This window comes from Frankia sp. AgB32, from assembly GCF_023243045.1.
Taxonomy (GTDB): Bacteria; Actinomycetota; Actinomycetes; order Frankiales; family Frankiaceae; genus Frankia.
In genome coordinates, this window is sequence record NZ_JALKFX010000251.1 from 1 (window position 1) to 10,880 (window position 10,880).

A 10,880-nucleotide genomic window follows, 5' to 3' on the forward strand; every position below is an offset into this window, starting at 1 on the left:
CCCCCGGGGGGGGGCGCGCAGATTTGTTAACCCCCCCCCCCCCCCCCCCCCCCCCCCCCGCCCCCCCCCCCGCCCGCGCCCCCCCCCCCGCCACCCACCCGGCCCCATCCCGCCTCCTGGGGAGACCCGCATGACCATGACCGTCGCCGAACCCACCACCGCCCCGGCCAGCCCGCCGCCGGCCACCACCACGCCGCACCCGATCACCCTGACCGTGACCGTCGCCGGCCTGTTCGACGTGCTCACCAACACCGTCCGCGCGGTCGGCACCGACCCGACCCTGCCCCAGATCGCCCGTCTGCGGCTGCACCTCGCCGATGCCCGCCTCCACGCCCTGGGCACCGACCGCTACCGCATCCACCGCGACTGGACCCCCACCCTCGACAACACCCCCGCCCACCTGACCGAACCGTTGGCGCTCGGCGCCAGCGACGTCGCGACCCTGCGCGCCCTGCTCCGCCGCCGCTTGGCCCACAGCCAGCGCACTCAGCCCGCGACCCTCACCGTCGGCCCCGACATCGACGGCGTTCGCCCCATCCAGCTCACCCTCGGTTCCCGCCCCCACACCGACACCCTCACCCTCCTATCCGCCGAAACCTCCACCCGCTACTTCCCCGACATGGCCACGGCGGAGGCCCGCTTCGCCGGTTGGGACGCCACCGACGCCGTCCACCTCAACCCGCGCTACCTCGCCGACGCCGCCCGCCTCACCCACGACGGCCGCCCCATCAGCCGCCACGCCGGCCTCGAGTTCCGCTTCCGCGCCGCCCCGCCCGACGGCGCCGTGGCCCCGGTCCGGCTCACCAGCCCCGCCCGGCCGTCCTGGACCGCCGACGTCATGCCCATCCGCCTCGACGACGCCCGATGACCACCCCCACCGTCCACTGGCCCACCCCACGGAACGGACCCAGCTCATGCCTTGGATCGACCCGCGCGCCGCGCGCAAGGGCGACGTCGTCGCGTCCCCGTCCAACCCTCTGATCCGCGTCGTCGTCGACCGTGTCGGCCGCTCAACCCTCGCCGCGGCGATGCCGAAGCACAACCCCAACCTGCCCGGCTCCACCCCGGTACGGGTCGTGATCGGCACACGGGAAGGCACCGACCAGGCCCAAAAGCTTGTCCTCGACCTGGACTCCCGGGTCTGGCGCGACGACCCCCCCGACACCACAGGCCGGCGCCGGCGCGGGGCAGGGGCGGCGTCGTGAGGCGTTCCCGTCAGGTCCGCGGGTTTCGCCTCTGGCCGCTGGGTCTCGCCGTCGCGCTGGCGGTGTTCGTCTACTGCGCTGTTCACCGGCCTGTCGGGACGGCCGACATGGTCCTCGCCGTCGCCGGCCACGCCCGCCAGGCCGTCCATGGGCTGGTCGCGTTCGCGCACAGTTTCTGACCCCCTGACCCCCGCGTGTGAGAGGAGCCTGATGACCACCCAGTCCGCCCCGCCGATGTGCATGCTGCCGGCGGCGTTGGCCCTCGCCACGCGGGGGATCAGCGTCTTCCCCGTCCGGATCGCCACGAAGAAGCCGATGGTCCCCTGGGGTCGGGAGGCCACGACCGACCCGGGGGTCATCGGCCGGTGGTGGGCACGCTGGCCCCACGCGAACATCGGCGTGGCCTGCAAGCCGTCCGGTCTGACGATCGTCGACGTCGACGGCCCGGTCGGTCGGGCGTCGTGGGCGACACTCACCGGCCGCCACGGCGGGCATGTCCCGACGGCGAGTGTCACCACCGGGCGGGCCGACGGCGGGGTCCACTACTGGTACCGGGCACCCGCGGTGGATCCGCCCGGGAACAGCACGGGCAGTGACACGGGCGGGATCGCCCCCGGGGTCGACCTGCGCGGCGCCGGCACCGGTGACGGTGGCATGGCCATCGCACCGCCGTCGCTGCACGCCTCCGGGCGGCGCTACCAGTGGGCGGACCGGCTGCCCCTGGCCGACCTACCCGCCTGGCTGCACCAGCTCGCCACCAGGCCAACCACCCCCGCCCCGTCGAATCCCGCACAGATCGCCGCGGCCCGCCGCCGCGCCACGGCCTACCGGCACCGGCCCGACCTCGCCACGTCCCGGGCACACCGGTGGGCCGCCGCCGTCCTGGCGGGGGAGAGCGCCGACCTTGCCGTGATGGCCCCGGAATCCGGCCGTAGCGACGCCCTCAACGGCGCCGCCTACAAACTCGGCCGCCTCGTCGCCGGCGGACTGCTCGACGAGGCGGACGTGCGCCTGGCCCTCGTCGACGCCGGCGTCGCCGCCGGGCTCGACGACCCGGCCCGCAAGGGCAAGGGCGGGTCGGCGGCCCGCACCGTCGAGTCCGGCCTGCGCGCCGGGATGCGCCGACCCCGGACCTGCGTGGAGGACCGGTGAGCGCCCTGCCCGACATGCCCCCGCCGGCCGTCGAACTCGATGTCGCCGTCGTCCTGGCCGCCGCCGGTGCCGAGGCCGACGAGCTGGCCCGCGCGAAGAGGCTGCGCGAACACGCCCATGCCCTGGGCCGGCACGCCGTCGACGCCCTCGTCGTCGACGAGCACCGCGACGCCCTCGCCGCCGCCGGGCACCTCGGCAAGGGCGCCTTCGACCGGCTTTACAAGGCCGGCGTCGCCGAGGCCCGCCAGGCCGCGAAAGACACCGCCCGCCCCGCGGACCGGCCCGCAGGCAAACCAGACATCGACGTCACCGGTACCGCCAGCGCGATCCGCAAGCTCACCGCCGCCCTCAACGGCGGCGTGTTCCCCGACGTCTACGTCACCGACGGACGGGTCACGCACATCGCCCCGGTCAGCGGCGACATCAGCATCACCGGCGACGACCCCCTGCCCCTGGTCGCCGCCCCCCTGGGCGCCCCCGGCTTCGCGAGCCTCCTCGCGCACGAGACCTACGCCTACCGGATCGTGACCGACCCCCGCGGCGACACCTGGGAAGAGGAACATCTCCCCGCCGACCGGATCCTCACCTCCGTCCTCACCAGACCGCACTGGCCCGGCCTGCGCCCCCTGCGTGGCGTCGTCGGCTCCCCGGTCCTGCGCCCCGACGGCTCCCTACTCCAAACCCCCGGCTACGACCCGGCCACCAGCCTCTACCTCGCCCCGAAAATCCCCCTGCCCCTGGTCCCCGACCAGCCCACCGGCGACCAGGTGATCGCCGCGAAACGGTTCCTCGACATGGTCCTGCACGACTTCCCGTGGGTCGCCCCGGCCGACAAGGCGAATTTCCTCGCGATCCTCGTCACGCCGATCCTGCGCCCCTACCTGCGTTCCCTCATCCCGTTCTGGATGGCCACCGCCACCACCGCGAGTTCCGGCAAGTCGCTGCTCGCCGACATGGTCGGCAGCATCTACGGCAAACAGCAGAACCCCTGGCCCGGCGGGGAGGAAGAACTCCGCAAGGCGATCCTCGGCTGCCTACGCCGACCCGAACCGCTGATCTGCTGGGACAACATCGCCGAAGGCACCGAAATCACCTCCGCGACCCTCGCCGGGCTGATCACCGCCACCGAATGGTCCGACCGGGTCCTGGGCTCCAGCCGCAACGAGAAGTACGCCAACGACCGACTCTGGGCCGTCACCGGCAACAACCTGCGCCTCGGCGGCGACATGGCGAGCCGCACCATCGTCGTCCGCCTCGACCCGAACATGCCCAACCCCGAAGCCCGCCCCGACAGCTCCTTCCAGATCCCGAACCTTCAAAGCTGGCTCACCGACCCCGCCCACCGCCGCGAACTCCAGTGGAACCTGCTAGTCCTCGTCGCCGACTGGGTCGCCGCCGGCGCCCCCCGCACCACCCACCAGATGCGCCAGTTCAGCCCCTGGGCACAAGCCACCGGCGGCCTCGTCACCCACCACGGCCTGCCCGGCTTCCTCGACAACCTCGCCGACGTCCGTGACATGGACGACCAAGCCGCCGCCTGGCAGGCCTTCCTCACCCGCTGGGAAGAAAAGTTCGGCACCCAGAAGCTCACCTCCGCCGCCCTACGCGGCAGCTTCGACCGCGACCCCGACGGCGCCGACCCCTGGGACGGCACCCTGCCCGACGGCCTGGCCGACGGCCGCCACTTCCCCACCGCCATCGAAGTCGGCAAACGCCTACGCGGACACGTCGGCCGCTGGTACGGCCCCTACGTCCTACGCGCCGACACAGACAGTCACAGCAAAGTGCGGCTCTGGACCGTCGAACGACGCGAGACCACACCATGATCCGCCCCGGTTCTCTTCGTTCTCACCTCGCATTTCGATCAGCAGGCCAACCACCCCCGCACCCCCCGCAAACGCTTCAAAGCCACTGTCCCGTAACGGTTTTCACTGCGGGGGTCAACCCCCGCGCACCACCGCAGACGCGGGGGACCCACCCCCGCACACCCACCCGAGCCGCGGGGGGTGCGGAGGTCACGCCACAACCCTGCGGGGGTCCACCCCCGCACCCAAACCCCCAGCCCAGCAACCCATCCGCGACCAACTGCGGGGGGTGCGGGGGTCACCAACCCCTGCGCGCAACACACCCTGGAAAACGAGAGAAGCCCACCCCGACCGCCAATCACCGACAGTCACAAGCCCGAAGTTCCGGGGCGGGGGTGGTTAGCCCTTTCCGAGAAACGGCCCAGCGGCCACTGGAAGCAACTCGTTGGGGCCACACCCCACCCGAAGCAGGACGGAGCGCACCCGGCATGACCCAACCCGTCGCGACCACCCTCGACACGCCCACGCCAGTCAACGCAGAGCCCGAGCCAACTGTCTTGCTGAAGGTCGAAGAAGCCGCTGTCCGGCTCCGCATCGGCCGCACCACCCTCTACGCCCTCATCCGCACCGGCGAGCTCCCGTCCGTCCGCATCGGCAAGCTCCGCCGCCTGCGCCCCGCCGACCTCGCCGCCTACGCCACCCGACTAAGCGCCTGACCGACCGGGGCGCGGTGACCGCATCGCCGCGCCCCGGCCTTCTTCGACCAAGGAGCCACCGACCGTGCCCAGAAAGCGCAAAGAAGGGACCCGCGCGCCAAACGGCGCGTCCAGCATCTACCTCGGCTCCGATGGGTCCTGGCATGGTCGGGTGACCGTTGGAATTCGCGACGACGGACGGCCTGACCGGCGGCACGTCCGAGGGAAGGACGAATCTGAGGTAATCGGGAAGGTTCGGAAGCTCGAACAACAGCGAGATGTGGGCACCATTCGGAAGTCGGGTAAGCCATGGACAGTAATGCAGTGGCTGACTCATTGGATTGAGAACATCGTCCCGGGAAGCGTGTCCGAAAACACCCTTTCTGGTTACCAGGTCGCCGTTCGCGTTCACCTAATCCCCGGCCTGGGTGCGCACCGCCTCGACAAGCTCGAACCTGAACACCTCGAACGTCTTTACGCGAAGATGCAGCGGAACGGGAGTAAGCCCGCCACCGCCCACCAGGCGCACCGCACGATGAAGACCGCGATTAATGTGGCGATACGCCGAGGTCACTTGACCCGAAATGTCGCGTCCCTGGCGAAGCCGCCGCGCCTTAGCGAAGTCGAGATCGAGCCGTACACGGTCGCCGACGTCCAACGCCTTCTCGACACGGCCAGCCGGCGCCGCAACGGCGCGCGCTGGGCCCTCGCTCTCGCCCTCGGACTCCGGCAAGGCGAGACGCTCGGACTGCGGTGGTCGGACGTCAACCTCGACAACGGGGAACTGCGCATCCGCCGCAACCGCCTGCGACCCAAGTACAAGCATGGCTGCAACGGGACGTGCCCGCCCGAGCGAAAGGCCGGCTACTGCCCCGAGAGGATCGCCACCAGGGCGGCAACCGGCGATACGAAGTCGCGGGCCGGGCGGCGCGGCATCGGCCTGCCCGACCAACTCGCCGCGCTTCTCAAGCAGCACCGGGACGCGCAGGCCGTCGAACGGGAGACCGCCGCCGATCTGTGGCAGGAGGGAGGCTGGATCTTCGCGACGCCGACCGGCGGTCCGACGAATCCGCGCACCGACACGAAGGAGTGGAAGCGGCTACTGCACGCCGCCGGCATCCGGGATGGTCGGCTCCACGACGCCCGGCACACGGCGGCAACCGTCCTGCTGCTTCTCGGTGTCCCTGATCGCGCCGTCATGCAGATCATGGGATGGTCCAACGCTGCGATGGCGGCGCGCTACCAGCACGTCACCGCGCCGATCCGGCGCGGCATCGCCGATCAGGTCGGTGCCCTGATCTGGGGGGCTACTGAGACCACAACTGAGACCAGCGGCCCGGCGGAACGATCGTAACGATGTTCCAGCCGGAGCCGGACAGCCCGTCTACCTGCGGTGGAGGTGGGATTTGAACCCACGGAGGGGTTGCCCCCTCACACGCTTTCGAGGCGTGCGCCCTCGGCCACTAGGCGACTCCACCGTAGGTGAGCTTACCGGACGGCTGCGGCCGCCGGATCGCCGGCCCCGGTTCGGATTCGGCGGCGGGCGGCGAAGAACTCCGCGAGCAGTGCGCCGCACTCCTCGGCGCGGATGCCGGCGATCACCTCGGGGCGGTGGTTGAGGCGTCGGTCGCGCACGACGTCCCACAGGGAGCCAACGGCGCCGGCCTTGTCGTCGACCGCGCCGTAGACGACCCGGTCGACCCGGGCGAGGACGAGCGCGCCCGCGCACATCGTGCACGGTTCGAGGGTGACGGCCAGGGTCGCGCCGGCCAGCCGCCAGGAGCCGACCGCCTGGGCCGCCGCGCGCAGGGCGATGACCTCGGCGTGCGCGGTCGGGTCGCCGTCGCGCTCGCGGGTGTTGTGGCCGACCCCGAGGACCGCGCCGTCCGCGGCGAGGACGACGGCCCCGACGGGGACGTCGTCGTGCTCCGGCGCCAGCCGTGCCTCGTCGAGGGCCAGGCCCATCGCGGCGTCGTAGGCACCAGCGGCGGTGGATCGCCCGGCCGCCTGGCCGGGCGTCGCAGGGGTGCGTCCCGGGATGCCGTCAACCACGGACGTCGTCGAGGATCTCCCCGGCTCCGGCGCGCTCGCTCAGGGCGCTGATGACGTCCCCGGGCAGCATGCCGCGCTCGCCGATCAGCTCCAGCAGGGTCTCCGCCGACGTGCCGAGGTCGTCGAGCAGATCGAGGTCGCCGACGGGGGCCGCGTGGGTGAGCACCGCCGCGTCGTCCTCGTCGTCGTCGGTGCTGCTGAACCCGGCCATCGACGGCAGGGCGTCGGAGAAGAGGCGCTCGGCGAGGTCGGAGGTCAGCAGGACCCGGCGGTCGGACAGGAAGACCCGCGGGTCCGGATCGTCGGCGCGGATGCGGACGATCGCGAGGTACTCGTCGTCCTCCTCCAGGAACGCCACGATGGTCTCGTCGCCGACGTCACGCATCTGGTCGGCGAACGTGTCCAGGTCCTCGGCCTCGGCCGGCTCCAGGTCATGCGCCGACCAGGTGCCCTGCTCGCGGGCGATCGCGATTGCCTTGGTGGTCACGGTGTGCCCTCACGTCCCTTCTGCGACCGCGTGGTGCGCGCGCCGGCCGCCGCCGGCGCTGGGGCCCCCGGCCCGCGTGCCCCGCCGTCCCCATCTGTGATTCTCGCCCCGGCGGCCGGACTTGGGTATTCCGGTTCACCCCGTCGGGTGAGTTCTACCGCGCCGAGGGGGCGATTCCCACCGGGTGGTCCGGTTGACACTCGATGCCGGCCCAGCCGGGTAACCCCCCATCTGTTCCGACGGAACCGAACGTCACGTCACTTCACCTTTCGTGATGGTCGTAGCTGGTACGCGGTGCCGGCTCCGGCGCGGCCGCCAGACTGATTCACCCCTCGGCGGGCGGCCTCAGGCCGGTTGCGTGAGGGGCCGGTCGTCGGTGCGTTGCCCGCGCCGACGGGCTCGTGCGTCGCTCACGGTGAGTGCCGCTCTGGGGGCCATGCTCGGTGCGGATCCGTGACCGTGGTGAGCCGCGGATCGTTACCGAGCGTGGTGGTCGGGGGATGTGGTTGGGGGCGGTCGGCGTGTCGTCGATCGCGGGCGCCGCCGGGGGGGACGGACGTGAGGTATGCGAACGGATCCGGGGGTGGCCTTCGCCGCCCACTGCCCTCGTGGCACTGTAGAAAGCGCGATGACGACATCATTCCCGCGCAGGTTCACCACCCGGACCCAGGCCGCGCTCGCCGTCGAACGCCTGGCGGCAGAGGCGTCGCGGCGCCTTGGCCGCGGTTCCGGAGAGATGATCGGCGGCAAGCTCGCGCTGCGGGTCGCCCCGGGCATGCTGGCCGAGGTCGGCTCCCAGCGCCGCAGCGCCTGCGTGTCCGCCACCAACGGCAAGACGACGACCACCCGGCTGCTCGCCCGGGCGCTGGGCACCCTCGGGCCGGTCGCGTCGAACAGTGGCGGGGCGAACATGGCGGCCGGGGTGCTCGCGGCGCTGTCCAAGCCCCCGTTCGACGCGGTGGCGGCGCTGGAGGTCGACGAGATCTGGCTGCCGAAGGTCGCCCGGGAGATCACTCCCCAGGTGGTGCTGCTGCTCAACATCAGCCGTGACCAGCTCGACCGCTCGAACGAGACCCGGCGCATCGCCGCGATGTGGCGTGAGCTCGGCGGGGAACTGCCCGACACCACCGTCGTCGCGAACGTCGACGACCCGCTGGTGGCCTGGGCGGCCGCGGGCTGGCACCGGCAGGTGTGGGTCTCCGCCGGCCAGAACTGGACCGCGGACGCGATGGTCTGCCCGCAGTGCGCCCGCCTGCTGCACCGCAACGACAACGGCTGGTGGTCCGAGTGCGGCCTGGCCCGCCCGGAGCCGATCGTCGCCGTCACCGGCCCGCGGGAGCTGCGCTGGTACGGCCGGACGATCGAGGCCCACCTCGACCTGCCCGGCCGGGTGAACCTCGGCAACGCGGCGATGGCCGCCGCCGCGGCCCGCGAGTTCGGCGTCGAGGTCGACGCGGCGCTCGCGGCGATGACCGGCCTCGGCGACGTCCAGGGCCGCTACCAGGAGGTCGTCCTCGGCGAGCGGGGCCGCCGCGGCCGGCTGCTGCTGGCGAAGAACCCCGCCGGCTGGGTCGAGATGATGGAGCTGCTCGCCGACGCGCCGCCGCGGCCCGTCGTCATCGACTTCAACTCGCAGACCGCCGACGGCCGCGACCCGTCCTGGATCTGGGACGTCCCCTTCGAACGGCTCGGCGGCCGGCAGGTGCTGGTCACCGGGGAGCGCAAGGAGGACATGAGCGTCCGCCTCGCCTACGCCGAGGTGCCGCACAGCGTGCATGCCAGTGCCGAGGACGCGGCGCTGGCGGCCAACGAGAAGGTGGTCGACGTGGTCGCCAACTACACGGCCTTCCGTGACCTGCTGGTCCGGTGCTCCCGATGAGCCGCGGCCCGTCCACGACCCGGATCGCGCTGATCTACCCCGAACTGCTCGGCACCTATGGCGACGGCGGAAACGCGATCGTGCTCGCCCGCCGGCTGCGCTGGCGTGGCCTGCGCGCCGAGATCGTGAACGTCGCCGCCGGCTCGCCGGTGCCCGAGGACTGCGACATCTACCTGCTCGGCGGCGGCGAGGACGCTCCGCAGGTGCTCGCCGCGGACGGCATCCGGCAGAACCGCGCGATCGCCCGCGCGGTCAGCGGCGGGGCGGCCGTGCTCGCGGTGTGCGCCGGCTACCAGGTGATCGGCGAGTCGTTCCCGTCCGGCGGGGAGATCCACCCGGGCCTGCACCTCGTCGGCATCGAAACCCGCCGGTCGTTCGCGCCACCGGAGACCCCACCGCCGGGGCGGGCCGTCGGTGACATCGTCGTCGAGCCCGATCCCCGGCTCGGTCTGCCTACCCTGTACGGATACGAGAACCACGCCGGGCGCACCCGGCGGCTGCCCGGCGCCGGCGGCGTCCCGCTGGGCACCGTGCAGCGCGGGATCGGCGACGGCGACGGTGGCACGGACGGGATCATCGACGGTCGCGTCGTCGGCACCTACCTGCACGGTCCCGTGCTGGCGCAGAATCCGGCCCTCGCCGACCTGCTGCTCAGCTGGGTCCACGGTGCGCTGCCCCCGCTGGACGGTCCGCCGGAGACGGTCGCGCTGCGGGAGGCCCGCCGCCGGGCGCTGGCCGTTTCCTGACCCTTGCGCCGGGGCTCCGGCGTCGCTCGATCAGGCGTTTGCGGCGTTTCGGCGCGGGCGGTGTGGTTCGGTGTGATCGTGGCGTCGAATCCTCTCGCCGGCTGGTGGGGCAAGAACAAACGGACCGTGTACGTCGTCCTGGCCGTCATCGTCGTGCTGTTCGTCTTCGTCAACCGCAGTGGCGGGGCGAAGACCAAGCGCGTCGAGATGCCGAAGGACTACGGCTCGGCCGGACGGGAGCTGCTCGTGCACGCCCCGGCCCACCCCAAGAAGCCGATCCCGCTCGTGCTGATCCTTCAGGACGACAACCTGGACGCGAAGAAGCTCGACCATGACAGCGGCGCCGGGTCGGTGGCCAACAGCCGCGACTTCGCGGTGGCCTACCCGGAGGCGGTCGGTGGCACCTGGCGCATCGACGGCCCGGACAGCGCCGACTCCCAGTACATTCGCGACGTCGTCGCCTACGTCTCGGCCAAGAAGAGCAAGGTCGATCCGACCCGGGTGTACATCTGGGGCGTCGGCGAGGGCGCGCGCCTCGCGCTGACCACGGTCTGCGCCACCGGCAAGCCGGTGTTCGCCGCCGTGGGCGTGGTGGGTCAGTTCACCCAGGAGCCCCAGTCGCCGTGTGGAGACCGGGTGCCCAAGGTGCGAGCGGCCGACATCGAGTGGAGCAAGAAGGTCAGTGAGACCCTCTGGGCGGCGTCCTCGAAGAACCACCTGGCGGCCTGACGCCCGGAGCGCCTGACGCCTGGATGGTGGTCCGCCGATGCCGCCGGGAGGGGGTAGCGGCATCGGCGGACCTACGGCCGAAGGTCCCGAGGTGACCCGCCGGCCTTCCACTGCGGATGGGGGGGGAATC

The 10,880-nt window shown here is 72.3% G+C and carries 12 protein-coding genes and 1 tRNA gene; 10 read left to right on the forward strand and 3 right to left on the reverse strand.

What is annotated here, in order from left to right; genetic code table 11:
• Positions 1-130: 130 nt before the first annotated feature.
• From MXD60_RS27535 to MXD60_RS27565, 7 genes are all read left to right on the forward strand, one after another.
• Complete coding sequence (locus tag MXD60_RS27535) at positions 131-868, forward strand: hypothetical protein (protein WP_248822608.1); 738 nt, start codon at positions 131-133, stop codon at positions 866-868.
• A 46-nt stretch (positions 869-914) separates the two neighbouring features.
• Positions 915-1,205 (forward strand): hypothetical protein, encoded by a 291-nt coding sequence (locus MXD60_RS27540; protein ID WP_248822609.1) that lies wholly within the window; start codon positions 915-917, stop codon positions 1,203-1,205.
• On the forward strand, positions 1,202-1,384 hold the full coding sequence (locus MXD60_RS27545) for a hypothetical protein (RefSeq protein ID WP_248822610.1): 183 nt from the start codon (positions 1,202-1,204) through the stop codon (positions 1,382-1,384). Before MXD60_RS27540 ends, MXD60_RS27545 begins: the two co-directional genes overlap by 4 nt.
• Positions 1,385-1,415: 31 nt before the next feature.
• Entirely contained in the window at positions 1,416-2,357 is a 942-nt protein-coding gene (locus MXD60_RS27550) for a bifunctional DNA primase/polymerase (RefSeq protein WP_248822611.1), read from the forward strand.
• Positions 2,354-4,183 (forward strand): hypothetical protein, encoded by a 1,830-nt coding sequence (locus MXD60_RS27555; RefSeq protein ID WP_248822612.1) that lies wholly within the window; start codon positions 2,354-2,356, stop codon positions 4,181-4,183. Before MXD60_RS27550 ends, MXD60_RS27555 begins: the two co-directional genes overlap by 4 nt.
• A 536-nt stretch (positions 4,184-4,719) precedes the next feature.
• Positions 4,720-4,878: a helix-turn-helix domain-containing protein gene (locus tag MXD60_RS27560; protein ID WP_248822613.1), complete on the forward strand. Its 159-nt coding sequence runs from the start codon at positions 4,720-4,722 to the stop codon at positions 4,876-4,878.
• A 64-nt stretch (positions 4,879-4,942) separates the two neighbouring features.
• Positions 4,943-6,211 (forward strand): tyrosine-type recombinase/integrase, encoded by a 1,269-nt coding sequence (locus tag MXD60_RS27565; RefSeq protein ID WP_248822614.1) that lies wholly within the window; start codon positions 4,943-4,945, stop codon positions 6,209-6,211.
• A gap of 37 nt (positions 6,212-6,248) precedes the next feature.
• On the opposite strand, the gene MXD60_RS27570 is transcribed toward MXD60_RS27565, so the two are convergent.
• The 3 genes from MXD60_RS27570 to MXD60_RS27580 form a co-directional block, all read right to left on the reverse strand.
• A tRNA-Ser gene (locus tag MXD60_RS27570) sits at positions 6,249-6,335 on the reverse strand.
• 10 nt (positions 6,336-6,345) lie between these two features.
• A complete protein-coding gene (tadA, locus tag MXD60_RS27575) occupies positions 6,346-6,822 on the reverse strand; it encodes a tRNA adenosine(34) deaminase TadA (protein WP_248822619.1) in 477 nt (158 codons plus the stop codon).
• A gap of 79 nt (positions 6,823-6,901) precedes the next feature.
• Complete coding sequence (locus MXD60_RS27580) at positions 6,902-7,396, reverse strand: tRNA adenosine deaminase-associated protein (RefSeq protein WP_248822615.1); 495 nt, start codon at positions 7,394-7,396, stop codon at positions 6,902-6,904.
• A gap of 628 nt (positions 7,397-8,024) precedes the next feature.
• On the opposite strand from MXD60_RS27580, the gene MXD60_RS27585 reads away from it, so the two are divergent.
• The 3 genes from MXD60_RS27585 to MXD60_RS27595 all read left to right on the forward strand — a co-directional run bounded on the left by MXD60_RS27585 (position 8,025) and on the right by MXD60_RS27595 (position 10,750).
• A complete protein-coding gene (locus MXD60_RS27585) occupies positions 8,025-9,275 on the forward strand; it encodes a MurT ligase domain-containing protein (protein WP_248822616.1) in 1,251 nt (416 codons plus the stop codon).
• The gene (locus MXD60_RS27590; protein ID WP_248822617.1) at positions 9,272-10,021 is read left to right on the forward strand and encodes a type 1 glutamine amidotransferase; all 750 of its coding nucleotides are present in this window, start codon (positions 9,272-9,274) and stop codon (positions 10,019-10,021) included. The genes MXD60_RS27585 and MXD60_RS27590 overlap by 4 nt, the downstream gene beginning before the upstream one ends.
• A gap of 78 nt (positions 10,022-10,099) precedes the next feature.
• Positions 10,100-10,750 carry an alpha/beta hydrolase family protein gene (locus tag MXD60_RS27595; RefSeq protein ID WP_308222631.1) on the forward strand — a complete coding sequence of 217 codons (651 nt, stop codon included), beginning with the start codon at positions 10,100-10,102 and terminating at the stop codon, positions 10,748-10,750.
• The last annotated feature ends 130 nt before the right edge of the window (positions 10,751-10,880 follow it).

What these genes read in the sequence shown, in the direction of transcription:
- MXD60_RS27535 (WP_248822608.1), top strand. Translation starts at nt 131, where the DNA reads ATGACCATGACCGTCGCCGAACCCACCACCGCCCCGGCCAGCCCGCCG.
- MXD60_RS27540 (WP_248822609.1), top strand. Translation starts at nt 915, where the DNA reads ATGCCTTGGATCGACCCGCGCGCCGCGCGCAAGGGCGACGTCGTCGCG.
- MXD60_RS27550 (WP_248822611.1), top strand. Translation starts at nt 1,416, where the DNA reads ATGACCACCCAGTCCGCCCCGCCGATGTGCATGCTGCCGGCGGCGTTG.
- tadA (WP_248822619.1), bottom strand. Translation starts at nt 6,822, where the DNA reads ATGGGCCTGGCCCTCGACGAGGCACGGCTGGCGCCGGAGCACGACGAC.
- MXD60_RS27585 (WP_248822616.1), top strand. Translation starts at nt 8,025, where the DNA reads ATGACGACATCATTCCCGCGCAGGTTCACCACCCGGACCCAGGCCGCG.
- MXD60_RS27590 (WP_248822617.1), top strand. Translation starts at nt 9,272, where the DNA reads ATGAGCCGCGGCCCGTCCACGACCCGGATCGCGCTGATCTACCCCGAA.